The 25,428-nt window shown below is 68.6% G+C and carries 22 protein-coding genes and 1 tRNA gene; 6 read left to right on the top strand and 17 right to left on the bottom strand.

The genetic code is table 11. From position 1 onward, the window contains the following. Nucleotides 1-64 precede the first annotated feature (64 nt). The 5 genes from ACLJQ7_RS09800 to ACLJQ7_RS09780 are packed head-to-tail and all read right to left on the bottom strand — an operon-like array spanning nucleotide 65 to nucleotide 4,698. A complete protein-coding gene (locus tag ACLJQ7_RS09800; protein ID WP_410647770.1) occupies nucleotides 65-1,552 on the bottom strand; it encodes a flavin-containing monooxygenase in 1,488 nt (495 codons plus the stop codon). Continuing rightward, entirely contained in the window at nucleotides 1,549-2,034 is a 486-nt protein-coding gene (locus ACLJQ7_RS09795; protein ID WP_410647769.1) for an FAD-dependent oxidoreductase, read from the bottom strand. Before ACLJQ7_RS09795 ends, ACLJQ7_RS09800 begins: the two co-directional genes overlap by 4 nt. After that, nucleotides 2,031-2,960, bottom strand: a complete 930-nt coding sequence (locus ACLJQ7_RS09790) for a ferritin-like domain-containing protein (RefSeq protein WP_410647768.1) — start codon at nucleotides 2,958-2,960, stop codon at nucleotides 2,031-2,033. The genes ACLJQ7_RS09795 and ACLJQ7_RS09790 overlap by 4 nt, the downstream gene beginning before the upstream one ends. After that, a complete protein-coding gene (locus ACLJQ7_RS09785) occupies nucleotides 2,960-3,775 on the bottom strand; it encodes an SDR family NAD(P)-dependent oxidoreductase (protein WP_410647767.1) in 816 nt (271 codons plus the stop codon). The genes ACLJQ7_RS09790 and ACLJQ7_RS09785 overlap by 1 nt, the downstream gene beginning before the upstream one ends. After that, nucleotides 3,772-4,698 carry an alpha/beta hydrolase gene (locus tag ACLJQ7_RS09780; protein WP_410647766.1) on the bottom strand — a complete coding sequence of 309 codons (927 nt, stop codon included), beginning with the start codon at nucleotides 4,696-4,698 and terminating at the stop codon, nucleotides 3,772-3,774. The genes ACLJQ7_RS09785 and ACLJQ7_RS09780 overlap by 4 nt, the downstream gene beginning before the upstream one ends. Before the next feature lie 44 nt (nucleotides 4,699-4,742). Here ACLJQ7_RS09780 and ACLJQ7_RS09775 point away from each other — a divergent pair, with 44 nt between their 5' ends. After that, nucleotides 4,743-5,381 (top strand): TetR/AcrR family transcriptional regulator, encoded by a 639-nt coding sequence (locus tag ACLJQ7_RS09775; RefSeq protein ID WP_410647765.1) that lies wholly within the window; start codon nucleotides 4,743-4,745, stop codon nucleotides 5,379-5,381. 81 nt (nucleotides 5,382-5,462) lie between these two features. Here the strand turns inward: ACLJQ7_RS09775 and ACLJQ7_RS09770 are convergent. Continuing rightward, nucleotides 5,463-5,536: transfer RNA gene (locus ACLJQ7_RS09770), tRNA-Thr, on the bottom strand. 140 nt (nucleotides 5,537-5,676) lie between these two features. Between ACLJQ7_RS09770 and ACLJQ7_RS09765 the strand changes: the two genes are divergently transcribed. After that, nucleotides 5,677-7,365: a hypothetical protein gene (locus ACLJQ7_RS09765; protein ID WP_410647764.1), complete on the top strand. Its 1,689-nt coding sequence runs from the start codon at nucleotides 5,677-5,679 to the stop codon at nucleotides 7,363-7,365. A gap of 262 nt (nucleotides 7,366-7,627) precedes the next feature. Here ACLJQ7_RS09765 and ACLJQ7_RS09760 read toward each other — a convergent pair whose 3' ends face one another. The 6 genes from ACLJQ7_RS09760 to ACLJQ7_RS09735 all read right to left on the bottom strand — a co-directional run bounded on the left by ACLJQ7_RS09760 (nucleotide 7,628) and on the right by ACLJQ7_RS09735 (nucleotide 14,482). Further along, nucleotides 7,628-8,836 (bottom strand): DNA polymerase III subunit delta', encoded by a 1,209-nt coding sequence (locus tag ACLJQ7_RS09760; RefSeq protein ID WP_410647763.1) that lies wholly within the window; start codon nucleotides 8,834-8,836, stop codon nucleotides 7,628-7,630. After that, nucleotides 8,833-10,887, bottom strand: coding sequence for a bifunctional MFS transporter/dTMP kinase (locus ACLJQ7_RS09755; RefSeq protein ID WP_410647762.1), 2,055 nt, complete (start codon nucleotides 10,885-10,887; stop codon nucleotides 8,833-8,835). Before ACLJQ7_RS09755 ends, ACLJQ7_RS09760 begins: the two co-directional genes overlap by 4 nt. 146 nt (nucleotides 10,888-11,033) lie before the next feature. Then, nucleotides 11,034-11,639 carry a hypothetical protein gene (locus ACLJQ7_RS09750; protein WP_410647761.1) on the bottom strand — a complete coding sequence of 202 codons (606 nt, stop codon included), beginning with the start codon at nucleotides 11,637-11,639 and terminating at the stop codon, nucleotides 11,034-11,036. Between the two features lie 13 nt (nucleotides 11,640-11,652). Then, a complete protein-coding gene (locus ACLJQ7_RS09745; RefSeq protein WP_410647760.1) occupies nucleotides 11,653-12,873 on the bottom strand; it encodes a hypothetical protein in 1,221 nt (406 codons plus the stop codon). Nucleotides 12,874-12,909: 36 nt separating this feature from the next. Next, entirely contained in the window at nucleotides 12,910-13,683 is a 774-nt protein-coding gene (locus ACLJQ7_RS09740; protein WP_410647759.1) for an ESX secretion-associated protein EspG, read from the bottom strand. Continuing rightward, entirely contained in the window at nucleotides 13,676-14,482 is an 807-nt protein-coding gene (locus tag ACLJQ7_RS09735; protein ID WP_410647758.1) for an ESX secretion-associated protein EspG, read from the bottom strand. Before ACLJQ7_RS09735 ends, ACLJQ7_RS09740 begins: the two co-directional genes overlap by 8 nt. A gap of 163 nt (nucleotides 14,483-14,645) precedes the next feature. Between ACLJQ7_RS09735 and ACLJQ7_RS09730 the strand changes: the two genes are divergently transcribed. Genes ACLJQ7_RS09730 through ACLJQ7_RS09720 form a run of 3 tightly spaced genes read left to right on the top strand, consistent with a single transcriptional unit; the run spans nucleotide 14,646 to nucleotide 16,808 of the window. Beyond that, on the top strand, nucleotides 14,646-15,185 hold the full coding sequence (locus ACLJQ7_RS09730) for a TetR/AcrR family transcriptional regulator (protein WP_410647757.1): 540 nt from the start codon (nucleotides 14,646-14,648) through the stop codon (nucleotides 15,183-15,185). Nucleotides 15,186-15,189: 4 nt separating this feature from the next. Further along, nucleotides 15,190-15,312, top strand: a complete 123-nt coding sequence (locus ACLJQ7_RS09725; RefSeq protein WP_410647756.1) for a hypothetical protein — start codon at nucleotides 15,190-15,192, stop codon at nucleotides 15,310-15,312. Between the two features lie 11 nt (nucleotides 15,313-15,323). Further along, nucleotides 15,324-16,808 carry a carboxylesterase/lipase family protein gene (locus ACLJQ7_RS09720; RefSeq protein WP_410647755.1) on the top strand — a complete coding sequence of 495 codons (1,485 nt, stop codon included), beginning with the start codon at nucleotides 15,324-15,326 and terminating at the stop codon, nucleotides 16,806-16,808. An 82-nt stretch (nucleotides 16,809-16,890) separates the two neighbouring features. Here ACLJQ7_RS09720 and topA read toward each other — a convergent pair whose 3' ends face one another. Next, on the bottom strand, nucleotides 16,891-19,788 hold the full coding sequence (topA, locus tag ACLJQ7_RS09715) for a type I DNA topoisomerase (protein WP_410647754.1): 2,898 nt from the start codon (nucleotides 19,786-19,788) through the stop codon (nucleotides 16,891-16,893). 269 nt (nucleotides 19,789-20,057) lie between these two features. On the opposite strand from topA, the gene ACLJQ7_RS09710 reads away from it, so the two are divergent. Next, complete coding sequence (locus ACLJQ7_RS09710; RefSeq protein ID WP_410647753.1) at nucleotides 20,058-20,870, top strand: serine protease; 813 nt, start codon at nucleotides 20,058-20,060, stop codon at nucleotides 20,868-20,870. A 169-nt stretch (nucleotides 20,871-21,039) separates the two neighbouring features. Here the strand turns inward: ACLJQ7_RS09710 and ACLJQ7_RS09705 are convergent, their stop codons facing one another. The 4 genes from ACLJQ7_RS09705 to ACLJQ7_RS09690 form a co-directional block, all read right to left on the bottom strand. After that, entirely contained in the window at nucleotides 21,040-21,651 is a 612-nt protein-coding gene (locus tag ACLJQ7_RS09705) for a hypothetical protein (protein WP_410647752.1), read from the bottom strand. A gap of 34 nt (nucleotides 21,652-21,685) precedes the next feature. Then, nucleotides 21,686-22,270, bottom strand: a complete 585-nt coding sequence (locus ACLJQ7_RS09700) for a hypothetical protein (RefSeq protein ID WP_410647751.1) — start codon at nucleotides 22,268-22,270, stop codon at nucleotides 21,686-21,688. Between the two features lie 91 nt (nucleotides 22,271-22,361). Next, on the bottom strand, nucleotides 22,362-22,913 hold the full coding sequence (locus ACLJQ7_RS09695; RefSeq protein WP_410647750.1) for a hypothetical protein: 552 nt from the start codon (nucleotides 22,911-22,913) through the stop codon (nucleotides 22,362-22,364). 116 nt (nucleotides 22,914-23,029) lie between these two features. Next, nucleotides 23,030-25,324, bottom strand: coding sequence for a sodium-translocating pyrophosphatase (locus ACLJQ7_RS09690; RefSeq protein ID WP_410647749.1), 2,295 nt, complete (start codon nucleotides 25,322-25,324; stop codon nucleotides 23,030-23,032). Nucleotides 25,325-25,428: the final 104 nt, after the last annotated feature.

Below are 25,428 nucleotides of genomic sequence, written 5' to 3'. Positions count from 1 at the left end.
TCCAGGTTCGGGGTATCGAACCTATGGCTCATCCCGGCGGGGGACGGCGGACTTCAGCCAGTGTTCACCGGCCGTCCGCGAAGGCGTAGTCGTCGAGGTCGAAGAACCGGCTCGTCACCATCGTTTCCAGCGTGGGCGAGGCCCGGAACGGCACGTCCCCGTTCGCGTCGAAGTAGTAGCTGTTGGCCAGGGAACAGCTGTCCTGGAAGAAGACCTGGTGCTTGCGCCGCTCCAGCATGCTCCGGAAGTACCGGTCGTTGGCCTCGTTCGTGACCTCGACGCGGGTCGCGCCGGTCTTCCTGGCGTTGCGCAGGCAACGGATGATGTGCGCGGTCTGCGTCTCGATCAGGTTGAAGTACGAGGAACCGTTGTAGCCGTACGGCCCGAGAATGGTGAAGAAGTTCGGGAAACCGGGGACGCTGACGCCCTGGTAGGCCTGGAACCGGTTCTCCTCCCAGAACTTCTCCAGATCGGCGCCGCCGGATCCGCGCACGGTGAAGGCGGGCATGTTGCCCTTCTCGAACACCTTGAACCCGGTCGCCAGCACCAGGACGTCGACCGGATGCTCGGTGCCGTCGGTGGTGCGCACCCCGGATCCGGTGATCGCGTCGATGGCGGTGGTCTCCAGCGTGACGTCGTCCCGGTCGAACGTCTGGAGGTACTCGTTGGAGAAGCTCGGCCGCTTGCAGCCCAGCGCATAGCGCGGGGTGAGCTTTTCGCGGGTCACGGGGTCCTTCACCGCGCGGCGCAGATGCGCGCGCCCGATCCGCTCCCCCGCGCCCGCCGTCGGCAGGAGATTGTGGAAATGCGCGGCCAGCGGGAAGGTCACCTCGACGAGCGCCTGGCTGGCCAGGCGGGACACCAGTTTCGCGCCCGGCAGCCGCCGCAACGCGACCCGCGCCGTCCGCGGCAGGACGGCGTCGGGTTTGGGCAGGCACCAGATCGGCGTGCGCTGGAACACCGTCAGATGGCCCGCCTCCGGCGCGATGGACGGGATCACCTGCACGGCCGAGGCTCCGGTGCCGACGACGGCGACGCGTTTCCCGCGCAGGTCGACGGAGTGGTCCCAGCGCGCGGTGTGCATGACCGTGCCCCGGAAGGTGTCGAGCCCGGCGATGTCCGGCGGTTTCGGCTGGGTGAGCACGCCGGTGGCGCCGACGACGAACCGTGCCGTCATCGACCAGCCTTCGGCGGTTTCGAGGCGCCACAAGTGCGTTTCGTCGTCGAAGGTCGCGGAGACGACCTTGCTGCCGAGGCGCGTGCGGCGGCGGATGTCGTACTTGTCGACGCAGTAGTCGGCGTACGCCTTCAGCTCGCGGCCCGGCGCGTAGACCCGCGACCAGCCGGAGATCTGCTCGAACGAGAACTGGTAGCTGAAGGACGGGATGTCGACGGCGACACCGGGATAGGTGTTCCAGTGCCAGGCGCCGCCGACGCCGTCTCCCTCTTCCAGCATCAGGAAGTCTTCGAAACCGGCTCGGTGGAGCAGGATCGCCGCACCGATACCGGAGAACCCTCCGCCGATGATCGCGATCTCGTGGTGCGGCGTCATGCGGGAAGTCCTTCCTTGGCGAAGCGCGAACTGGCGCCGAGCACGACGACGTCGGCCTGGTGCTCGATACCTTCGGCGGTGCGGATGCCGCCGGGCGCGAAGGCGTAGATCGGCCAGGTGATGAGCTTGCAGCCGGGCCGCCGCAGCGCCCCGTAGTAGCCGAGTCCCGGCGCCGTCCGCCGCGAGCCGAAGCGCCGGTCCGGCGTCAAAAGTCTGCGGATCCAAGGATCTTTCACTTGCCAGCGCAGGAAAACCCGGGCGACGGCGATGCCGAGGAGGTCCGGCCCGGGGACCGGCGCCGGCACGACCCAGTCCGGTTCCTCCTGGAACACCCTCACCGCACGCGCGGTGGCCGCGACTTCGGGCACGATCTGCGCCGCCTCACGGCCGGGTGCGACCACGGCCACCCGCTGCCCGGAGAAGTCGTGCCCGAACCACTCGGTGCCGCGCAGCACCTCGCCCCGGAATTCGCCGAGGCTCATGACGCGACCGGTTCGTGAGTGATCTCCTCAGTCCACGACTGCGGCTTTCCCAGCAGCCGCGCGGGGATCAGGCGGGTCACCTTGACCATCGGGTCGGCGAGCAGCCGGTGGTAGACGTGCGAGCGGTCGACGATCATCGCCGCCTGCGCCTTGAGCACGTGGTACGCCGGGATGCGTTTGGTGAACTCGCCGCGGCCGCCGATGGTGGAGAACCGCTTCACCGCGTTGTACAGCTTCTTCTCCGGCAGGCCCATCGCGACGATGTTGTCCCGCATCTTGTTGATCAGCGGGACGAATACCACGATCAGGCCGAGGACGATCTGGGGTTTGAGCGAGCCGACGGATTCGGTGAACAGCTTGGTCGTGGAGCCGGCGCCGATCAGCTCCAGCACCTCGAAGTCGGCCGTGATGTGCCGGGCCTCGTCGGAGTTGATATGCCGGAACACCTGATGGCACACCGGATCGGAGACCTCGTCCAGCAGGAACTTCACCAGTGCGCCGTCCAGCGCGCATTCCAGTAGCGGGATGAGCGTGGCCAGCGCCGTCAGCGGGAGCGTGTCGCCGTAGTCGTCGAGGACCTTGATGGCGAGTTTGACGTTGATGTTCGGCTCGGGCATCGAACCGTGCTCGTCGAGCATGCCCCAGCGTTTCATCAACGCCAGTTCCGCGTTGGCGTGCTTCTGTTCCTCCGCGTGGAAGTAGCGGTAGATCTCCTGGATCACCGGGGTCGGCGCCTTCTTGGCCAGCGAGGCGAAACCGCGGGCCCCGACATGCTCGATCCACACGAGATCGGCCATGAACGGCCGCATCTTGGCGCGGAGTTCGTCGGTCATCGTCTCGGCGCCCGGCGCGTCCCAGTCGATGTCGGCCAGCGACCACTGCTTGTCCTTGATGGTCTGGAGCATCGCGTCGAAGTCGTAGGCCATCACTTCTCCTTTTCGGCGGGCAGGAACCGGCCGAGCAGGCCGGCGATCCGCGTGTACGGGACGGGCACGAAACGCTTGGCGTGCCAGAGAAGCTGAGCGTCGGGTTGCGGCACCACGTACAGGCGTCCGCGATCGTGGGCGTCGAGCGTCATCCGCGCGACGCGCTCCGGCGAGAACCCGACCACGTCGGAAACCCGCTGGGCCAGCCCGCGTGCCCCGTCCTCGATGAGGTCGCCGCCGAAGATGTTGGTGCGCACGAAGGTCGGGCACAGCACCGTGACCGCGACGCCGGTGCCGGACAGTTCGGCGGCCAGCGTTTCGGAAAGACTGACGACACCGGCCTTGCTCACGTTGTACGCGGCCATCCTCGGCGCCGCGGTGAAGCCGGCCGCCGAAGCGACGTTGATGACGCCACCCGCCTTCGCCGCCCGCATGGCGGGGACGAAGGTGTGACAGCCATGGATCACGCCCCAGAGGTTCACGCCGAGGGTGCGTTGCCAATCGGACAGCGGGCTCTCCCCGACGAGCTTGCCGCCGGCGCCGATCCCGGCGTTGTTGACGACGAGGTCGGGCTCGCGGCCGAGCCAGGACCGCGCCTGCTTCCCGAGTTCGGCGACCTCGTCCACTGTGGACACATCACAGGCGACGGCGACCGCGTTCTCGAGCTTCGCGGCGGTTTCTTCGGCGGCTTCGAGATCGATATCGGCGCAGACGACGCGGCTGCCGCGGCGGACGAGTTCGGCCGCGATCGCCCTCCCGATCCCGCTGCCGGCGCCGGTGACGACGGCGTGCGCTCCGTGGGTCCGCTTGGTCATGCCGCCCTCACGATCGCCGGAAGGTTTCCGGTGAGGAAGCGGCAAGCCCGCTCCATCGCCGGTGCCGCTTCGGGAATGAAGCGAGTCAAGGCCTGGAAGACGTGCATCTGACCGGGGACCACTTCGAGTTCGCAGTCCGCACCCGCGCGGCGCAGGGCCCTGGCGAGTTCGATGGCGTCCGCGGCGAGCATTTCCAGCCCGCCCGCCTGGATGATCGTCGGCGGGAACCCCTTGATGTCGTCGAAGGCGAACCGGAGCCGCGTCGAGGCGAGGTCCGCGTCCACTGTGTACAAACCGACCAGCCGCGCGGCCGCGGTGGCGGAGATCATCGGGTCCGGGCTCATGCGTTCCCGTTGGGCCGCCAACGAGAACGTCACGTCGAACAGCGGTGAGAAGAGGGCCAGCGCGGCAGGCGGGTCTTTTCGTTCCCGGAGCAGCTGTGCGGCGAGGTCGACCGCGAGATGCCCGCCGGCGGAGTCACCCGCGACGAGGATCCGCCGATATCCCTGGTCGAGAAGCCGGTCGTAGGCCGCGCGGACGTCGTCGGCGGCGCTCGGGAACCGATGGCCGGGCGCGAGGCGGTACTCGCAGGCGAAAACCGGCAGCCCGGTGCCGCCGGAGACCCGCGTGGTCAGCCCGCGATGGGTGCGCGGCGAGCAGAGCGCGTATCCGCTGCCGTGGATGTACAGGACAACGGCGTTGCCCTCGGTCACCTCGGGCGCGCGGACCCACTCGCCGCGGACGCCCGGCTCGACGCGGCTTCCCTTCAACGGCGGCGAAGCCAGCCACAAGCTGCTCGCGATGAAGGCGCGGGAGAACGCGATGCCCGCCCGGTTGGCCGGGATCGCGTTGGCGATCGGCCGCACGAAGGCGGACGTCAGCGCGGCGGCCAAACCGGGTCGCAGGCCATTCTGCGGTCGCATGCCCTCAGAATGAATCCGAGGGCATCTGCTGTCAAGATGGAGAGGTGACCGCGTCCCGCCGCTACAGCGGCAAGACCGCCGACGAACGCCGCGCCGAACGACGGCTCGCCCTCCTCGGTGCCGCACTCGACATCTGGCAGGAACAGGGCTGGGCGGCGGTCACCATGCGCGGCGTCTGCGCGCGGGCGAACCTCACCGACCGGTACTTCTACGAAAGCTTCGCGAACCGCGACGCGTTGCTCGCCACCGCCTGGGAACGGGTCCGCGACGAGACCCTGCGGATGGTCCTCGACGCCGTCGCCGCCCACATCGAGCAGCCGGCCCTGGAGCAACTCCGCGCCGCCGTCGACGTCGTCGTCCACCACGTGCAGGAAGAACCGGCCCGCGCGCAGATCCTGTTCGGCGACCACGCGGGCAGCGCGGTACTGGAGCAACTGCGGCGGCAGACCGTCCAGGAGACCACTGGCCTGCTGATCGAACTCGCCCGACCGCATCTGAAGCCGGACGTGGACGGGCTGGAGTTCCGCGTCAACGTCCTGCTGGGCATCGGCGGTTTCGTCGAGATCATGCTCGCGTGGCGCTCCGGCCTGCTCGACGCGGACGCGGACACGCTCGTCGGCCACCTCACCGGCGTGGGTACTTCGCTGTCGCGGATGTTCCTCGAGGGTGACACCAACGGGTGAACTTCGGCGCGGGTCCGGCACCGGTCCCGAAATGCGTCAGGGCCTCATCCGGAATGTTCCGAATGAGGCCCTGACCTGCGGAGCCGCCTAGGGGAATCGAACCCCTGACCTATTCATTACGAGTGAATCGCTCTGGCCGACTGAGCTAAGGCGGCGGACATCGGGCTCGCACCCGATGACGGAGCCAAGTGTAGCGGAGGCTTGAACGTCACCTTCCGGGGCCACCGTCGTTAGGGTCCTATGACGCCGGTCTCAGTCCCCCAAGATCGGCCCATCCCCACTGGAGGACCTGTTCATGCGGCAACGACTGCCCCGTGCGCTGGCGCTTCCGGCCGCCGCGGCCCTGCTTCTGCTGACCGCGGTCCCGGCGATCGCCCAGGACATCCCGACCACGCCGATCCCCGATCCGGCCAATCCGGGACAGCCGCCGATGTCGGCGCCGATCGGCCCCCAGCCGCTCGGGAAGGCGGTCGGTGACGCGGGAGCGGCGCTGGGCGTGCTGCGGCTGCTGCCGAACGCGGTGCCGACGAGCGCGATCCTGCCCGGGGCGGACAAGCTGCTGCCGAAGCAGTCCGCGCTCGAGGCCGGGATGGGTCTGTCCAGCGCACAGGCCAATTCCGAGGCCTACCTGAGCTACGAAAAGGCGATCGCGCAGTCGTCGCCGTTCGGCCTGTCGGCCGCGGGCAACGCGCCGCAGACGCCGGGCAGCCTCGTGCAGACGGCCCTGCCGGACAACCCGAAGCCGATCAGCGGCGGCCTCAACGCGCCGAAGAACCCGCTGTTCAACCTGGGCCTGCTCAACGGCGAGGCGCACGCGCGCTGGAGCCCGACGCTCGGACCGTGTGTCGGCACGATCGCCGACTCGAGCACGTCGATCGCGAACCTCGCGCTGCTGCCGACCATCCCGAACATCCCGGGCGCCGACCAGCTGACCCAGGCTTCGGACCAGCTCAAGGCGGGTCTCTCGGCCCTGGGTCCGCTGGCGAACCTGGGCGGGCTGCTTTCGGGCACCAGCACCAACGCCGACGGCAAGGGTGCCGTGCTGAGCCTGCCGAACACGCTGTCGTCGCGTTCGGTCGTGCGGCTGGTCGACATCCCCGGCTCGAAGAACAAGGCGGTCGAATCGACGTCGACGCTGCAGGCGGCCAACATCGAGCTGCTGAAGGGCACGCCGCTCGGCCTGACGATCAAGGTCGCCAGCCAGCCGACGCTGCGGGTCACCTCGACCGGTGACAAGAAGACGTCGAAGGTCGAGTACACCGCGCCGGTGCTGCAGATCGTCCGCGGCGACAAGGTGCTGTTCACCCTCGACGCGAACAACCCGACCAAGGACATCCCGATCGGGATCCCGCTGCCGTCGCTCAAGCAGACCCCCGGCTTCGAGCAGCTGAAGAACGTGCCGGTCGTCGGCGGGCTCGCCGAGATGATGGACGGTGCCACCAAGCACCTTCCCGGCGGCGAGGCCGGGAACGGGCTCACGCTCGACCTCGGGGTGCTGAAGCTGTCGATCGCCGGGTTGAACCAGAAGTCGAGCGACACGACGTCGCCGTTCAAGGGCTTCCAGCTGGGTGCCTCGGCGCGGCTGCTGGACCTCCAGATCCTGCCGACGACGGCGCTCCAGAAGGCTCTGCCGCCGGACGCCGCGAAGAAGCTGCCCTCGTCGCTGGCCCAGGTCTCGCTCGGTGAGCAGATCGCCCGGGCGCACGCGCCGGCAGGCGGTGTCGAATGCGGCACGGCTCAGGCACCCCCCGCCGGTAACAACGGTGGTGCGGCGCCGAAGGGGCCGGTCAAGAATCTGGCCTACACCAACGCGGCCTACGACACGGTGCCGATGTTCTGGACGGGTACGGCGATGCTGCTGATCGGTGTCGTGCTCGTGGCGGCCATGCCGGGACGGCGACGGCTCGCGGTGGTTCCGGTCACCAAGAAGTCGCCGGGCTTCAAGCCTTCGCCGCGGCCGCGCTCTCTGGACTCGGAGGACTAAGACGGGGTGAGGACGGTCCTTTCGCGCACAGTTTCAGCGTGAGAGGACCGTTCGCACCTTGATCGTCTCGCCGTCTGCCCCAGCCCGCGAGAACACGCTCTCGAACCCGAAGTGCCTTCACTTACCCACAGCACTTGTCCACAACCACCTCTACCTGTGGACAACTCCCGCGACCAGCCCTTTCCCCCCGCCACCCCCGGTAGACTGGACTCGGGGTCGCCCCCCGGGACGGGCGGGGGCTGGGGTGGCACAGCGAAGCGGATCAGCCTTGGCGCAGGGTGGTGACCATGGCTTCGACGGCGATCCTCGGCTTCACGTTCAGGTCGATGGCCTCGCGGCATTCCAGGACGGCTTCGAGCCGCCGCAGGATCGAGTCCGGCGCCCAGGCGGAGGCGGCCTGTGCGATTTCCGAGGCGTGGTCGGGGTGGTTCAGCGTCGCGCCGGCGCCGCTCGCGGTCACGAGCACGTCCCGGTAGAACGCGGCCAGGTCCACCAGCGCGAGGTCGAGAGTGTCCCGCTGGGTTCGGGTCGCGCGGGACTTCTGGCGCTTTTCGAGCTGCTTCACGGCGGCTTCGGCGGCTCGTTTCGCCCCGGAAACGCCCTTTCCGATGCCGTCGCCGCCCATCGCGGTGCGGAGTTCGGAACGCTCGGCCTCGTCGCGGACCTTGCTCTCCTCGCCCGCGTCGGCCTCCGCGGCGCTGATCAGCTGATCGGCGCAAGTGAACACATCGGACGGACGGCGCAGACCGAGCGGGATCCGCAGCACGGTCGCCCGCCGCTGCCGGGCGGCCTCGTCGGTGGCGAGCCGCCGCGCGCGGCCGACGTGTCCACTCGAGACGGCCGCGGCCCACCGCGCCCGCTCGGGATCGATGCCGTCCCGCTCCATGAGCACCTGCGCGATCGCCTCCGACGGCGGCGTCCGCAGCGTGACCAGACGGCACCGCGAGCGGATCGTCACCGACACGTCGTCCGGGTGATCCGACGGCGCGCACAACAGGAACACCGTGCGGTCCGGCGGCTCCTCGACGGCCTTCAGCAACGCGTTCGACGCGCCTTCGGTCAACCTGTCGGAGTCCTCGATGATCACCACCTGCCACTTCCCGGAGGTCGGGCGGCGGGCGGCGGCCTGCACCAGCGAACGCATTTCCGCGACGGAGATCGAAAGGCCTTCCGGCACGACGAGTTTGACGTCCGCGTGCGTCCCGGCCAGCACGGTGCGGCAGCCGGGGCATTCGCCGCATCCGTTGCCGGTACTGCACTGCAACGCCGCCGCGAAGACCCGCGCGGCCGTCGAGCGCCCCGAACCCGGCGGGCCGGTGACCAGCCAGGCATGCGTCATCGCGCCGGGCGCGACAGGCTGGTTTTCGACGATCCGCGCGGCCGCGGCCGACGCCGTGGAAAGCGTGCGCGCGGCGGGCTCCTGGCCGACGAGCTGCTTCCAGACACCGATCAGCGCAGGGGCTTCCGTCATCTCACCTCGACCTTTTCCTCCGCCGGGGCGAGCCCGGCGAGCCTGCCGACGAGTACCGCGCGGATCGCCGTCCGCACCCGGTCGCTCACCTCGTCCTCGGTGCCTTCCGCGTCGACCACGACATACCGGTCCGGATCGGCGGCGGCCATTTCCGTGAGCAGATGCTGCACCCGCCACTGCGCGTCCAGCGACGCGGACTTCCGCATCACCGTGCCGGGATCGGCGTCGAGCAGGACGGTGATGTCGGGCCGCAGCCTGCCGGTCGCCCAGTCGGCGAGCCCTTCGAGTTCCTGGCTGTCCAGCCCGGCGACCGCGGACAGATGCGCCAGCGGCGAGTCCACGAACCGTTCCATCACCACGACGGACCCGGCGTCGAGCGCGGGCTGGATGTCCCGTTCGACGATGTCCGCCCGCACCGCGGCGGCGGCCAGCGCCTGCGCCCGCGCACCGGACAGCGAAGCGCCGGAGACGAGCTTCGCGAGCCGCTGATCGTCCAGCGCCGGGTCGGCCGCCAGCACGACAGGACGCGTACCCTCGCGCAACCATTCGGCCAGCCGCGCAGCCTGCATCTCGGTGTTGATCGCCCGCGTGCCTTCCAGCGCTATCAGCAGCCCGTTCACGCGACGCGGGCTGCGGCGCAAGGCGTTGCGGAGGTCGGCGAGGATCGGCTCGGCCCGCCGGTCGTCCATCTGCCGATACGCGAAGATGCCGGCGAGCAGCGCGAGAACACCGCCGCCGATCATCACCGGCCGCGTCCCGTCGATCGTGATCGTGCTCCCCCACACGGAGACCGCGGTCGGCTGCACCAGGCTGATCAGCACCGGCACCAGCACCGTCGAGCCGAACAGCACGATCTTCATCAAGGACTGGTAGATCGCGTTGATCCGGCCGCGGATGGAGTCCTCGATCCGCGAACCGATGATCGTGACACCGGTCAGGAACGCCGTCCCGGCCCAGACCCCGACCGCGGCGACCGCGACCAGCGAAACCGCGAGATGCGGCGACAACGCCACGACGACGAGGCACAGGCCCGCGGCGACGATCGAGATCCCGAACAGCCGGTCGTGCGCGAGCCGCCGTGCGAGTTTCGGAGCCACCGCCATCCCGGTGGCGAGCCCGAGGAAGACGGCGAGCACGAGGAGGTTGAACGCCGCGTCGCCGGCGAGCAGGCTGGACGAGTACGGCTTGGCCGAACCGATCACCGCGCCACCGGCGGCGAAAGCGCCGAAAGCGCCGATCATCAGTCCGCGGACCAACGGCGTCGTCCGCACGAAACGGGCGCCGTCGGCGATCATCTGCCGGAAGCCGAACTTCTCTTCGTCGGCCGCCTTGACCTTGGGTTTCTCGACCGAATGGACGTTGCGCAGCGAGAGCTCGGGGATCCGGGTCGCGATCACGATCGCGCTGGCCAGGTACAGCAGGCCGGTGATGACGACGGCGACCTTGGCGATGCCGAGCTGGGCATCGCCCTGGAAGAAGTGGAACGTCGTGTTGCTACCGGTGAGCACGGCATTCGCCCCGGCCGCGGTGATCACCGCGAGGCCGTAGGTCATCACCATGCCGAGCTGGTTGGCCGTCTCGACCTGGTCCGGACGGCGCAGCAGATTCGGCACCGCCGCGTCCTTCGACGGGATCCACATCATCGAACAGCAGCCGACCAGGAAGTTCCCGACGAACACCCACCAAGGCGTGCCGACGAACGCGATCGACAGCAGGAACCCGCACCGGCCGAGGTCGCAGAGCACCATCACCTTGCGCCGGTCGAACCGGTCGGCGAGCAGCCCGCCGATCGGGGCGAACAGCAGCCCCGGCAGCAGCGAGGTCAGCACGACCCCGACGAAGGCGAAGTTCTGCGCGGCGTAGTTGTCGGTCAGCTTGGTGACCAGACCGGTCAGCGTCAGGAGGTTCAGCCAGTCCGCGACGCTGCACAGGTACGAGACACCCCAGATCCGGCGGAACGGCTTGATCGCCAGCACCCGCCGCACGCGGTGCATGGTGGAAGCGTCACGCCCCGCCGAATCACCCGTGCCCGCTTCGGGCACCGACTGCACGCCCTCGCTGATACGCCCACCCCACTAGTCACGCGGCGCCGAGGTGCGACCCGGGTCAACACCGGGTACCCCGACCGTCAGGCCAGGGTATCCCGATGGGTGAGGTATGGACGGACGGCCCCGTCCGGCGCTATCCGCCGGACGGGTTACCCGAAGATCCCCGCGATGCTGTTGAACAGGCTGGCCAGCAACTGGATGGCGAGGACCACGAAGGCGATCATGAGGGCGATCGCGATCATGACGCCCGCCGTGTTCGACGACGGTTTACCGAGCCGCGGCATCTGCATGGAGCGTTTTGCCCGCCGCACTTCGACTTCGACCTCTTCGTCGGCATCGACCGGCTCTTCCTGCCTCACGCGCCGGGGCGGCCGGATCAGCTGGGAAGGCCTCGACGGCCAGGTGCGCTGCTGGGGCAGGATCCCGATCGGCGCAGCGCCTTGCTCACCGACCGTGCTGACGATCTTGGCCGGCGACTGTGCGGCGGTCTGCTCGGGCCCCGGGCTCTCGGCGGGCAGCTCGTCCGCGAGCATGGCCGCGTTGACCATCCTGCTCACGACTTCGGGGTCGTGCTGTACCGGTCCCGGCACCTGCACGTGGACGTCGTCGGCTCCCGCCGGCGGGGTCGCCGGGGCGGTCGTGACCAGCCCGGACAGTGGGTCGGCGAACCTGTCGCCTGGAGGATCTGCCTGAGTGCCGTCGCCTTTCACGAAGTCGGGGGCATCGAAGAAGGGAGTCTCGCCCTTCCCGCTCATGGTGACCACCTCACTACGGAATGTCCTCTGCTTCCAGGGTAACCACCTCCGGCGAACGCACATCCGCCCAATGGGCCAGATAAATGTCACGCGCCGCGAGGCTGATCTTCACATCCTCCAGCAATGGTTCGAAGAAAGAACGCCGGTACCGGGCATCTGTCGCGGTCGATGCGGCGAAATACAAACCGGAGAAGACGGCGAGGAAAACGGAGACGTTGACGAGCGCGGAACTCACCGGAAGGGGGACACCCAGCAGTGTCCCGGGCGCCGATTCGCGGCCGGCGAACTCGGTCACGACCTCCGGGCTGAGGATCAGCACCCCGAACACGACGAAGAAGGCGAACACCAGCACCCCGAACGCCACGATCTGCACCGCTTGGGCGAAGAACAGCACCAAGGCGATGTTCAGGCGCTCGATCTTCGTCAGCGCGCGCCGTTCCGGTGGAGGCGTGTCGTCGTCGAACGGCGTGCCGCGCAGGACCGCCGCCCCCGGTTCCACGGTCCAGGACTTCAGCTCCTTGACCTCGTCGGACAGCATCGACGCCAGGAACACCGCGCCGATCAGGACGAGGAACCCGACCACCAGCCACAACCGGCCGGGGGTCAGCCGTTCCACGGCCTGCCACAGCTCGGCGGTGAAGAAGCTGAACATCACCACCAGCAGGAGCAGCGGCAACGCCCGCGACGCCAGCGTGCCGATGGCTCTGACCTGGGCGACCGCGCTCCGCGCCGCCCAGGTCAGGATCGAGCCGACACCGATCCGGACCAGCAGCATCAGCACGCCCAGCGCGGCGACGTTGGCGAGCACGGCGATCCACAACGGGTTGTCCCACGCCACCAGCCCGGTGAGCCGCTCGCCGAGCGGCAGCACGAACAACCAGAAGCCGATCGTCGCCGCCATGACGGCCAGCCGGACCCTGGTGCGGCTCAGCACGCGAAGCAGCTTCGCCATCAAGCGTCCGGCGATCACCGGCACCACGACCACGGCGAACGTCAGCGCCAGCACGCCGAGGACGTAGCCGACACCGCTCTCGCGCATCCTGGCCGCGAGCACGTCCTCGGGTACGTCGAGCAGCTTCAGCAGCCCGGCCAGCAGCAGGTCGAGAAGGCACAGGAACACCAGCCCTGGCGTGGACCGGCGCAACATGCCCGCTCCGCGCCTCCGCCGGTGGATGACCATCGGCAGCCCTCGCCGCCGGAACCACGCGTCGGCCGCGCGCCGGTCCAGGTCCATGCCTCCCCCTCGTTTTCGCTCAAGGCGCCAGGAACACTAGGTACGGCTCAAGTCCACCGCCTCGTGCAGCCAGCCCGCCAGTGCCCGGCGGTCCATTCCACCGAACATCAGCCACCCTTCGGAAGGGGCGGCGTACAAAACGAACCTCCCCAGGTCGTTGTCGACGATCACGAAGCCGTAGTCCGGGTACTCGGCGTTCAGCCCGCCGAAGGCGACCAGATCGAGGATCGCCGTGCCGGTCCGCGGACGGCTCAGCGTGTCCGCGACCAGGCCGACCTCTTCGTCCTGACCGGGCAGCGGCACGCCGTGCCCGTCGATCCTGATGCGCATCGGCTCCGTCTCACCGGCGGGAACGTGCGGGAGCCCGCCGAAGACGCGGGCGCCCAGCTCGCCGAAATCGCTCAGGCTGAACGTGGTCCGCCGTCCCGTCCTCATCCGCCAGACGACCGCCTGATGCCCGTCGCCGTAGCAGTCGACGCGCACCGAACGGGGCCCGGACGCGAAGACGCCGGTGAGGACGCCTCGCACCGAACCCCGCAGCATCACGCCGTGCATCTGGACCGCCGCGGGATGGATTTCGCCGTTCTCCATCAGCCCGGCCTCTTCGAGCATCGCCGCCTTGGCCGCGTACCGCTCGGCCTGGGTGACGAGATCCGCCGGCTCGTCGTACGACGGGCACAGGCGGCGGATCTCGTCGTCGGTGATCTCCGGGTCGTAGCCCAGGTACACGCTCCGCCGCTCGGGCACGGCGCGCAGCACCGGCTCGGCGGCGCGCCTCATCAGTTCCTTCACGGTCGCCGGTTCACGCATGGTTCTGCACCGCCTTCACGATCCATTGCTCGGCCGTCGACCGGCTGGCCGGGCCCCAGGTGAGCGTCCAGCGGCCGTCGCCGTCCATCGCCGCGCTGAACTGGTATCGGCCGAGGTCGTTGTCCACCAGGCCGAACGCGCCGTGCGGGTACTCGGCGAGGATGGCGTTCCGCACCGCGAGATCGACGAGGACCGTGCCGAGCCGCGGCCGCGAAGCGCCCTCACGGATCACCTCGACGGCTTCTCGCGCCCGCACCGGGATCAGCCCGCCCGCGTCCGTCTGGATGCGCACGGTCTCGCCGGTGCCGGGCGGATGGTCGGGCAGCCCGTCGAACACCCAGCCCGGCAGCGCGCTGAGGAAACCGGACCGCAGCCGCGCTCGCCTGCCGAGCTTGTTCAGCACCGTGGTGTAGTCCTCGTCGCCGAAGAACCGGACCTCCCACGGCTCCGCGCGCGACGGGAACACCCCGGTCACCACGCCGCGGATGAATCCGCCGCGCAGCGCGCGATACAGCCCGACGGCCTCGGGCGTGACCTCACCGCCGGGGGCCAGCCCGATGGTCGCCATCCCGCTCACAAACCGGGTGTACTGCTCCACCTCCTCGGCCAGGGTGAGCCCCGGCGTCGGCTCCTCGTCGGCAAGGACCGGCGGCACGGAGAGCTCCGGATCGTAGAACTCCATCACCGAGGGACGCTCCGGAACCTCGGCGGCCAGCGGGGCGATGACCTCGTCGATGACGTCGAAGACGGCGGTCGCGGAAGAACCGGTCGTTGAAGTGCTCACCTGACCATTGAACACCCTGGTACCGACAATTTTTAGAACTTTTGTTCGAACGGGTGAGGTCGTTCGACGAACGGTCGGCGAGCGGTTTTCGGTCGACGGATTTGCTCGACTGAGCTATTTTTTGCTCATACAGGCAAAACCGAAGACGTTCACCGAGAGTGCGAGACGCGCACAGATCGTGGCCGCGGCCATCGAGACGATCGCCGAGCTCGGCTACCCCCGCGCGTCCTTCGCCCGCATCGCGAAACAGGCGAAACTGTCGAGCACCGGGCTCATCTCGTACCACTTCGCGAACAAGGAAGAACTCGTCCGCACGGTCCTCGAAGACGTCTTCCGCGAGATCGGCGCGTTCATGGCCGAGCGGATGAGCGAGCCCGCCTCAGCGAGCGAGGCGCTGCGGACGTATCTGGAGGCGAACCTCGAATTCGCCGCCGCACGGCCGACCCGGATGCGCGCCTTGCTGAACATCTTCCTCGGCGGCGCCCTCGACTACGACCCCGCGAACGAGCGGGCCGCGCTGGAACCGGTCGAGCGCATCCTGCGCTGGGGCCAGGAGTCGGGCGAGTTCCGCGAGTTCGACGTCCACGTGATGGCGACGACGATCCGGCGTTCGGTGGAAGGTCCGGTGTTCCTGCTCGCCGGAACGCCGGTGCCGGACCTGACCGCCTACGCGGCCGAACTGGTGACCCTCTTCGATCTCGCGACCCGGAGGCAGTGATCCCGTGCTCCGTCAGTGGGGTGTGGTGCTGCTCGAGGTCGTCGTGCCCGTCGCCGGGTACTACGTGCTTCGCGGCTTCGGTGTCGGCGCGCTCGCGATCTTCGCGGTCATCGTCGGTTCATGCTGAAAGGACTTCTCATGCATCTTGTGCTGGCCATCGTCACCGGCCTTCTCACCATCGTCGCCCCCGCGGACCCGCTCGTCGTGCCCACCGACGCAGGTCCGGTCCGGGGCAGGGAAGCCGGACCGACCAGGACCTTCAGCGGGATCAGGTTCGCCGCGCCGCCCGTCGGCGAGGACCGCTGGAAACCGCCGCGCCCGCCGGAACCATGGAAGGACGTCGCCGACGCGACGAAACCCGGTCCCGCCTGCACCCAGTACCTGCCGGGCAGTGCCGAAGACTGTCTCTTCCTGAACGTCACCGTGCCGCGCGACGCGGGGAGCCGCCGCCTGCCGGTGCTCGTCTGGCTGCACGGCGGCGGTTACACGATGGACGCGGGCAGTCTCTACGGCGCGCAGCGGCTGGCGGCTCAGGGCGACGTCGTCGTGGTGGCGACGAACTACCGGCTCGGCGTCTTCGGCTACTTCGGTCTTCCCGGCCTCGCGGGGTCCGGCGATTTCGGGCTCATGGACCAGCTTTCCGCGCTGCGCTGGACCCAGCGCAACATCTCCGCGTTCGGCGGCGACCCGCGGAACGTGACACTGGCCGGGCAGTCCGCGGGCGGGATGAGCACCTGCGCGCTGCTCACCTCGCCCGCCGCGACCGGCCTGTTCCACAAGGCCGCGATCATGTCCGGCTCCTGCCTGCTGAACTGGCCTCCCGGCGGCCTCATCCCGAATCAGCCCGCGCAGACCCCGTACTCGCCGCTTGCGAAAACCGAAGCCGACGGCGCGGCGATGGCCGCGAGCCACGGCTGCGAAGGGCCGGACGCGCTCGGGTGCCTGCGTCGTCTCCCGGCCGCGGAGTTGCTGAAGGACCACCAGTCCTTCGCCAATCACCTGACCTATCACACGCCGTTGCTGCCGACCGATCCCGCGAAAGCCGTGCGGCGAGGCGCTTTTCACCGTGTGCCGCTGCTTTCGGGTGGTACGCACGACGAGATGCGCGCGTTCATCGCCGGTGTCGAGAAGCTGAAGCCGATCACCGAGGAGCGCTATCAGGAGTTCCTGCGCAAGACGTTCGGCGAGCACGCGGACGAGGTCGCGGCCGAATACCCGGCGCGGGATCATCTTTCGCCCGCCCTGGCCTGCCCGACGGCCGAGGGGAACCGGCTGCTGTCCCGGCGGACGTCCGTGCACGCCTACGAGTTCGACGACAAGAACGCGCCCAACGTCAACGGCAACGACGTGCCCACCGTGCCGCACGGCGCGGCGCACGCCCTCGATCTGGTCTATCTGTTCGAGCTCAGCGGGGTCGAAAAGTCGCTGGACGAGGCGCAGAAACGGCTTTCGGGGCAGATGATCGCGTACTGGACGAACTTCATGCGCACGGGTGATCCGAACTCGCCAGGGTCACCCCGCTGGGATCGGGATGTCGTGTTGTCGCTCGCGCCGGACGCTATCCGTCCGGTCGCTCATGCGGCCGATCACCGGTGCGGCTTCTGGGCGGGCCTTCGCTCCTGACCTGCCCTTCCCCAAGTGCCATGAAAGGTCCTTTCCTTGCGAAATTTGCAAGGAAAGGACCTTTCATAGCGCGCTCAGGGGGCTACTTCGTCTTCGTGGCCGTCGAGCGGGTCGAAGGCTTCTTCGCCGCCGCGGTCTTGGTCGCGGTCGACTTGGTCGCGGCGGTCTTCTTGGTGGCCGTCGACTTGGTGGCCGTCGTCTTCGACGCCGCCGTCTTCCGCGCCGGAGCCTTGCGCTTGGGCGCCGGGCCCTTCGCGCGCTTCTCGGCCAGCAGCTCGGCACCGCGCTCGGCGGTCAGCTCCTCGATGCTGTCCGACTTCCGCAGCGTCGCGTTGTACTCGCCATCGGTCACGTATGGACCGAAGCGGCCGTCCTTGACCACCATCGGCTTACCGGACACCGGGTCGTCGCCCAGTTCCTTCAGCGGCGGCTTCGCGGTCGCGGACCGGCCACGCTGCTTCGGCTCCGAGTAGATCTTCAGCGCCTCTTCGAGCGTGATCGAGAACAGCTGGTCCTCGGTCATGAGCGAACGCGAGTCCGTGCCCTTCTTCAGGTACGGCCCGTAGCGCCCGTTCTGCGCGGTGATCTCGTCGCCGGATTCCGGATCCTTGCCGACCACGCGCGGCAGCGAAAGCAGCTTCAGCGCGTCTTCGAGGGTCATCGTCTCGATCGACATCGACTTGAACAGCGAGCCCGTCCGCGGCTTCGGCTGCTTCGCCTTGGCGGCCTTCTTCTGCGCGGCCGTCGCGCCTTCGGGCAGCGGCTCCGGCTCGGGCAGGAGCTCGGTGACGTACGGGCCGAAGCGGCCTTCCTTCGCCACGATCTCGTGTCCGCTGACCGGGTCCTTGCCGAGTACGCGGCCTTCCTGCGGCGTCGCGAACAGCTTCTCCGCGATGTCCTTGGTCAGCTCGTCCGGCGGCAGGTCCTCGGGCAGGTTCGCCCGCTGCGACGTCCCGTCGACCTCGCGCTCGAGGTACGGGCCGTAGCGGCCGACACGCACGACGACGGTGTGCCCATCGGCGTCGGTGAACAGGGGGATCGAGTTGATCTCGCGGGCGTCGATGTCCTCGACGCCCGAGCCCACCAGCTTCTTCAGCCCGCCGAGACGGCCGACGGAACCGTCGACGCCCATGTCGCCGCCGAAATAGAACTTCGACAGCCACTGCGTGCGGTGCTCGTCACCGGCGGCGATGCGGTCGAGCTCGTCCTCCATGCCGGCGGTGAAGTCGTAGTCGACCAGCCGCTCGAAGTGCCGCTCCATCAGGCCGATCACGGCGAACGCGACCCAGGACGGCACCAGCGCGGAACCCTTCTTCCACACGTAGCCGCGGTCCTGGATGGTCTTGATGATCGACGCGTACGTCGACGGGCGGCCGATGCCCAGCTCTTCGAGCTTGCTGACCAGGCTCGGCTCCGAGTAGCGCGCCGGCGGCGACGTGGTGTGCCCGTCCGGGCTCAGCTCGGTCGCGGTCAGCGCCTGGTCCTTGACCAGCTGCGGGAGACGGCTCTGCTTGTCGTCCGCTTCGCCACCGCTCTCGGTGTCGACGGCCTCGACGTACGCCTTGAGGAACCCGGCGAAGGTGATCGTGCGGCCCGACGAGGCGAACGTGACCTCCTCGCCGCTGGTGGCGGTGCCGACGATGCGCACCGACATCGTGGTGCCCTTCGCGTCCGCCATCTGCGACGCGATCGTGCGCTGCCAGATCATCTCGTAAAGGCGGTACTCGTCGGTGTCCAGATCCTTCGCGACCTGGCCCGGCGTGCGGAAGACCTCGCCGGAGGGACGGATCGCCTCGTGGGCTTCCTGCGCGTTCTTGACCTTGCGGGTGTACTGGCGCGGCGACGGCGAGACGTACTCCTTGCCGTACAGCTGCGTCGCCTGGCTGCGCGCCGCCGAGATCGCCGACTCCGACAGCGTCGTGGAGTCGGTACGCATATAAGTGATGTACCCGTTCTCGTACAGCTTCTGCGCGATCCGCATGGTGCGCTCGGAGGTGAACCGCAGCTTGCGGCCCGCCTCCTGCTGCAGGGTCGAGGTCATGAAGGGCGCGTACGGCTTGCGCGTGTACGGCTTCTCCTCGACGCTCGCGACCTTGAAGTCGCGGTTCTTCAGCGCCTCGGCCAACCGGACCGCGTCGGCCTCGGCCAGCACGCGGATCTCGTTGTTCGAAGCCTTCAGCTGCCCGTCCGAGCCGAAGTCACGGCCGGTGGCCAGGCGCGCGCCGTCGACGGCGATCATCCTGGCCGGGAAGTTGCGCGGGGAAGCCTCGGCTCCGGCGTCCATCGTGGCGGAGATGTCCCAGTACGACGCCGAGGTGAAGCGCATGCGCTCGCGTTCCCGCTCGACCACGATCCTGGTCGCGACGGACTGGACGCGGCCGGCCGAAAGCTTCGGCATGACCTTCTTCCACAGCACGGGCGAGACCTCGTAGCCGTAGAGCCGGTCCAGGATGCGGCGGGTCTCCTGCGCGTCGACCAGATCCCCGTCGAGCTCGCGGGTGCTGTCGGCCGCGGCGCGGATCGCCTGCTCGGTGACCTCGTGGAAGACCATCCGGCGCACCGGGACCTTCGGCTTGAGGGTCTCCAGCAGATGCCACGCGATGGCTTCGCCCTCGCGGTCGGGGTCCGTGGCGAGGTAGAGCTCGTCGACGTCCTTCAGGAGGCTCTTCAGCTCGGTGACCTTGGACTTCTTGTCCGGCGTGACGACGTAGAGCGCCTTGAAGTCGTTGTCGACGTCGACACCCAGCCGCGCCCACGACTCGCCCTTGTACTGGGCGGGGACGTCGGCCGCGCCGCGAGGGAGGTCGCGGATGTGTCCGACGGAGGACTCCACGACGTAGTTACCGCCGAGGTACGGGGCGATCTTGCGGGCCTTGGTCGGCGACTCGACGATCACCAGCCGACGACGGCCCGCGCCGTCGTCCGACGCCGCGGTCTTCTTCGTCCGTGCTCCTGCCACGCTGTCCTGCTCTCCGCTCATCTTCGGCGCCTTCGCGCCGCCTCTCGACCCGTCAGTGTGCACGCTCGCACCGTCCGGACCACGGCTAGGTGGTGCAACACGCCGCCGATCGTGTGTCCAGCGCATCGCCGCTGACCTCGTCGATGTTTCCTTTCAACACCTAGCACGTGATGTCGGACACGTCCGCCGGGGGGCCCGCGTGACGGGCCGAACACCCTCCGTTCGACGGTGGTGGCTCGGCGCCCGCCAACGCTTCACTTGATGTCCACGCCGACCCGAAAGGACTCCACGTGACCCGACGACTCCTCGGCACACTGTTCGCCATGCTGACCGCGTCCGCCCTGGTGGGAACCGCGCCGGCACAGGCGGCCACGACCACTTTCGCCGGAACCGTGGCGTTGTCGAACTGCTCCGGGTCGGTGGTCAAACCGCCCGAGGCGAGCCTCGACGACCCCGCCCTCGTCCTTTCCAACGGACATTGCCTGCAAGAAGGTTTCCCGGACCCCGGAGAAGTAATCGTCGACAAGCCGTCGTCGCGGACCTTCAGCCTGCTGTCCAAGGACGGCCGCTCTTCGCTCGGCACGCTCAAGGCGAAGAAGCTGCTCTACGCGACGATGACCGACACCGATGTCTCGCTCTACCAGCTCGACACCAGCTACGCCAAGATCAAGTCCGCCTACGGTATCGCCCCGCTGACGCTCTCGCCGACCCGTCCGTCGGCGGGTATCGGGATGGACGTGGTGTCGGGCTACTGGAAGAAGATCTACTCCTGCGACATCGACGGCTTCGTCCACGAACTGCACGAGGCGGACTGGGTCTGGAAGGACTCGATCAGGTACACCCCGGCGTGCAAGACGATCGGCGGGACCTCGGGGTCGCCGATCATCGAGAGGTCGACGGGCAAGGTCGTCGGCGTCAACAACACCGGCAACGAAAGCGGCCAGCGGTGCACGATGAACAACCCGTGCGAGGTCGACGCCGCCGGGAACGTGACCGTGCGGAAGGGGATCAACTACGGGGAGCAGACCTATCAGCTGACCTCCTGTCTCTCGCACAGTGAACTGGACCTTTCGAACCCGAACTGCCGGGCACCGAAACCCTGACGGCCCTACCGCTGGGGCTCCTGCCGCAGGTGCGGCTCGTGTGACGATCATCGATTCCGTGAAGGCCTCCTTGAGGGACTCTGGGTCCCTCAAGGAGGCCTTCACGGACCAGGTTGGGGTCAACCGCAGCCCGAAGGTGTGAAGGCCCTAACCGCCCTGACCACAGGCGTCAGACGGCACGCACGACGGGCACGAGGCTCGGCCAAGCGGGCTCGGCACCCGCCGGCGCGTCTCCGATCAGCTCCAGCACGTGCGCGAGCCGCCTTCGCCCGGTGACCCGGAGCAGCGCCTCTTCACCCTTCTGCGCCTTCGCCGGTACGCCCAGCCGGGCCAGCGCCGTGATCAGCCGCTCGTGCGTCTCCGGCGCCTCCGGATCGAGCGCGAGCAGGTAGCCGTTGCCCTGGGGACTGCCCGCCGCCAGCGCCCACATCCTCAACATGGCCCCGTCGAGCCGGAAGCCCTCCGGCAGGACCTTCTCTTCACCACGGTTCCAACGCTGCTCCAGTGGCAGCAGGTCGACCCTGAACGGCGTTCTCACGAGCGGCCGCCCGCATTCGGCGGCCGAGACCTGCGCCTCCGCGCCACGACGACGGCATTCCCTGGCGAGGGCACCCGCCCGCCACGACTCGTCGACCACGGCGGACAACCGCGCGGCCGTCCGCCCGAAACCCGTCATCCGCCCGGGCCCGCACAGCACGCCGGCGAGGTCGGCGAGCCCCGGCCCGCTCGCCTCCGCCGAGAAGAGCGAGATCGTCCCGTCCACCCGGACAGAATAGAACACAGGTTCGACTCATGGCCAGTGATGAGGCGGTGACTCAGCGAGGTTGTTCGACCAATTCCTGGCAAATCGGGATCCGGCTGCTCGCCGCGGCGAGCTGAGGGACGCCTTTAAGGCCCCTGAGAAGGTCGAGGCGGTCTAGTTCGTCGAGGGACGTCCTCGCGTCGCGAAGCGCCGTTTTCGTCGCTTCGGGGTCGCTTGTGGAGTCGAGGCGGTGGCGGACGTCGTCGGCGCGGGCGCGGATGCCGTCGAGCTGGGCGACGAGCGCCGTACGCGAGGTGTCACCGCCCGCGACCGGCGACGGACCGAGTTTCTCGAAAGCGGCGGAGGTGCGATCCAGTCCTTGGACCACCGAGGCCATCAGTTCGCTGGAAGTACGGGAAGCCTGCTGTGGCGTGCTCGGATCGACGCTGGGCAGCGTCGCCAGCGTCCGGACGAGGCCGCCCGCCGCGCCGCAGTACCCCTCCGTCCAAGCGGAGGCGGGGTCGGCCTCCGACGCGCTGACCGTCGCGAGACCTTCTTGTCTGGCTTGGGAAGTCACCGCGGGCTGCTGCCCGCACCCGGCGAGGCCGAGTCCGATACCTGTTGCTAGCGCGGCGAGAACGGTGAACCGCGGCCGCACGAAAACACCTCCCGACCTGACGACTTCCCGGCTGGCCCCCGACGGTACCGATACTGGGGGGCAATGCAAATCAACGCGGCGGAAAGAACGGTCAGGAAGGCAACTTCTCGCAGTTCGGGGCCTGCGCGGCCAGTGTTTTCAACGAAACGTTCGTTTCCAGCTGCTGGAACGGGTCGGGCATGTCGTTGATGTCGGATCCGATCTGCCGGAAGGAAACCGCGGCCGCCGCCACCGCCTTCTTGTCGTCCTTCGGCGCCGCGTCGAGCGCGGCCTTCGCGGCGAGGACCTCGTCCCGGATCGGCGTCAACGCGTCGACGATGCTCTTGCGCGCCATGTCGGCTTCCGGGCTCGGCGCCTGGCCGAGTTTCCGCAGACCGGTGACCGCGTTGTCGAAACCGGGCGCGAACACCCCGAAGGCCTCGTCCATCACCCTTCGCGCGCTTGCGACGTCGTCCTGCTCGAAGTCGGGCATCGTGAAATCGCCGATCTTGGCGAAGTCGATCAGCGAACCGCAGAAACCGTCCATCCAGGAACTCCCGGCCACCGGCGCGGGCGAAGAAGGCGAAGGGGCGGCCGCCCGCTCCGCGCCACCGCAGCCCGCCAGCAGTAGAGCGGCGGCGAACACGATGATCGAACGCCTCATGAAAGGGACTCCCCCGGGATCGGATCGGCGTGACGCGCAGAGATTAGCCTGCGCCGGACAGCCGCCGGGCCCGCCACGAAAATCGTGACGGGCCCGGCGGAGGAGAACTTCCGGCGTTACGCCTTCGCTTGCGCGGGGTTCTCGGAAAGCACCGACTCGCGACGCTTGGAGACCACGATCGCCGCGACGATGATCGCGACGGCGGCCAGCGAGATCGCGATGCGGATGCCGACGTTGGCGTCCGCGCCGATCGAGAACTGCACGACCGCCGGGGCGATCAGCACCGAAACCAGGTTCATCACCTTGATCAGCGGGTTGATCGCGGGACCGGCGGTGTCCTTGAACGGGTCACCCACGGTGTCACCGATGATGGTGGCCTCGTGCGCGTCCGAACCCTTGCCGCCGTGGCTTCCGTCCTCCACGAGCTTCTTCGCGTTGTCCCAGGCACCACCGGAGTTGGCGAGGAAGATCGCCATCAGGGTGCCGGAGGCGATCGCACCGGCGAGGTAACCGGCGAGGGCGCCGGTGCCGAGGCCGAAGCCGACCGCGATCGGGGCGAAGACCGCGAGCAGACCGGGCGTGGTCAGCTCACGCAGCGAGTCGCGCGTGACGATGTCGACGACCCGTCCGTACTCCGGCCGCGTGGTGCCCTCCATGATGCCCGGGATGTCGCGGAACTGGCGCCGCACTTCGTAGACGACCGCGCCGGCGGCACGGGACACCGCGTTGACCGCGAGACCGGAGAACAGGAACACGACCGCCGCACCGATGATGACCCCGACCAGGGTGTTCGGGCTGACCACTTCGTTGACGAAGAAGTTCAGCGCGGACGCGCTGGCCTGCGCCGCCTCCGGGATCGACTTCAGCGCCTTGCTGATCGCGTCCTGATAGGACCCGAACAGCGCCGTCGCCGCGAGGACCGCCGTGGCGATCGCGATGCCCTTGGTGATGGCCTTGGTGGTGTTGCCGACCGCGTCGAGCTCGGTGAGGATCTGCGCCGCGTCTTCGTCGACGTCACCCGACATCTCGGCGATGCCCTGCGCGTTGTCCGAAATCGGGCCGAAGGTGTCCATCGCGACGATGACACCGACGGTGGTGAGCAGACCGGTACCGGCCAGCGCCACGGCGAACAGCGCGACGCCGCCACCGAGCAGGTACGCGCCGAAGACGGCCGCGCTGATGACGAGCGCGGTGTACACGGCGGACTCGAACCCGACCGAGATACCGGCCAGGATCACCGTCGCCGCACCGGTTTCGGAGGACTTGCCGACCTCCTTGACCGGCTTGTGCTCGGTGCCGGTGTAGTAGCCGGTGAGCTTGAGGATGATCGCCGCGAGCACGATGCCGATGATCACCGAGACGGTCGCGATCAGCGCCGGGCTGCCGGGCTCGCTGGTGGCACCGCTGGTCAGCTCGGAGAACGAACCGGGCAGGTAGACGAACGCGGCGATCGTCGAGAGCACCGCGGAGATCCCGGCGGAGATGTAGAACGAGCGGTTGATCGTGACCAGACCGCCTTCGCCCGCCTTGGCCTTGGTGATGTAGACACCGATGACCGCGGTGATCACGCCGATGGCGGGAACGATGAGCGGGAAGATCAGGCCGTGCACGCCGAAGGCGGTGCTACCCAGGATCAGCGCCGCGACGAGCATGACCGCGTACGACTCGAAGAGGTCCGCCGCCATCCCGGCGCAGTCGCCCACGTTGTCACCGACGTTGTCGGCGATGGTGGCCGCGTTGCGCGGGTCGTCCTCGGGGATGCCCTGCTCGACCTTGCCGACCAGGTCCGCGCCGACGTCGGCGGCCTTCGTGAAGATACCGCCGCCGACACGCATGAACATCGCGATCAGCGCGGCACCGAAACCGAAGCCCTCCAACACCTTCGGGGCCTGTCCGGTGTAGACGAGGACGACCACCGCGGCGCCGAAGAGACCGAGACCGACGGTGATCATGCCGACGACGCCACCGGTGCGGAAGGCCAGGCGCATCGCCTTCTCGCGACCGCCTTCCTCGCGCGAAGCGGCCGCGACACGCAGGTTCGCCTGCGTCGCCAGCCACATGCCGAGATAGCCGATCGCGAAGGAGAACCCGGCGCCGACCAGGAAGAAGAGGGACCGGCCGATCTTCTCGTTCCAGTCATCGGCGGGCAAAGCGAAGAGCAGCACGAAAACGATCGCACCGAAGATCGCGAGACTGTTGCGCTGCCGTTTGAGATAGGCAGCCGCGCCTTCCTGCACTGCCTTCGCGATGTCCTGCATCTTGGAGGTGCCCTGGCCCGCGGCCAAGACCTCCTTCATCAGAACGTAGCCGATGACCAGTGCGGCAAGGGCGACCACGGCGATCACACCGACGATGGTGTAACCACCTCCGGAGAGCGTGAGTTCGCCCTCCGCGAGGAACTGCCGGGACATTCGTCCTCCTGGAGACGTCGCCGTTGGCCAACGACGATCCGCCGAAGGAACCGGCGGCTCGTGCGCTGGCATGGGGAGCTGAGCCGAACGTCACGCTAGTCGCA

It is taken from the genome of Amycolatopsis sp. cmx-4-54 (assembly GCF_046548895.1).
In the GTDB taxonomy this organism is placed as follows: Bacteria; Actinomycetota; Actinomycetes; order Mycobacteriales; family Pseudonocardiaceae; genus Amycolatopsis.
The sequence above is the reverse complement of the archived record's forward strand: the minus strand, read 5'-3'. Positions and strand labels throughout refer to the sequence as shown.

Bases quoted from the DNA above. Each gene is read 5' to 3' on its own strand.
- ACLJQ7_RS09800 (WP_410647770.1), bottom strand. From the start codon at position 1,552: ATGACGCCGCACCACGAGATCGCGATCATCGGCGGAGGGTTCTCCGGT.
- ACLJQ7_RS09795 (WP_410647769.1), bottom strand. From the start codon at position 2,034: ATGAGCCTCGGCGAATTCCGGGGCGAGGTGCTGCGCGGCACCGAGTGG.
- ACLJQ7_RS09790 (WP_410647768.1), bottom strand. From the start codon at position 2,960: ATGGCCTACGACTTCGACGCGATGCTCCAGACCATCAAGGACAAGCAG.
- ACLJQ7_RS09785 (WP_410647767.1), bottom strand. From the start codon at position 3,775: ATGACCAAGCGGACCCACGGAGCGCACGCCGTCGTCACCGGCGCCGGC.
- ACLJQ7_RS09780 (WP_410647766.1), bottom strand. From the start codon at position 4,698: ATGCGACCGCAGAATGGCCTGCGACCCGGTTTGGCCGCCGCGCTGACG.
- ACLJQ7_RS09765 (WP_410647764.1), top strand. From the start codon at position 5,677: ATGCGGCAACGACTGCCCCGTGCGCTGGCGCTTCCGGCCGCCGCGGCC.
- ACLJQ7_RS09760 (WP_410647763.1), bottom strand. From the start codon at position 8,836: ATGACGGAAGCCCCTGCGCTGATCGGTGTCTGGAAGCAGCTCGTCGGC.
- ACLJQ7_RS09750 (WP_410647761.1), bottom strand. From the start codon at position 11,639: ATGAGCGGGAAGGGCGAGACTCCCTTCTTCGATGCCCCCGACTTCGTG.
- ACLJQ7_RS09745 (WP_410647760.1), bottom strand. From the start codon at position 12,873: ATGGACCTGGACCGGCGCGCGGCCGACGCGTGGTTCCGGCGGCGAGGG.
- ACLJQ7_RS09740 (WP_410647759.1), bottom strand. From the start codon at position 13,683: ATGCGTGAACCGGCGACCGTGAAGGAACTGATGAGGCGCGCCGCCGAG.
- ACLJQ7_RS09720 (WP_410647755.1), top strand. From the start codon at position 15,324: ATGCATCTTGTGCTGGCCATCGTCACCGGCCTTCTCACCATCGTCGCC.
- topA (WP_410647754.1), bottom strand. From the start codon at position 19,788: ATGAGCGGAGAGCAGGACAGCGTGGCAGGAGCACGGACGAAGAAGACC.
- ACLJQ7_RS09695 (WP_410647750.1), bottom strand. From the start codon at position 22,913: ATGAGGCGTTCGATCATCGTGTTCGCCGCCGCTCTACTGCTGGCGGGC.
- ACLJQ7_RS09690 (WP_410647749.1), bottom strand. From the start codon at position 25,324: ATGTCCCGGCAGTTCCTCGCGGAGGGCGAACTCACGCTCTCCGGAGGT.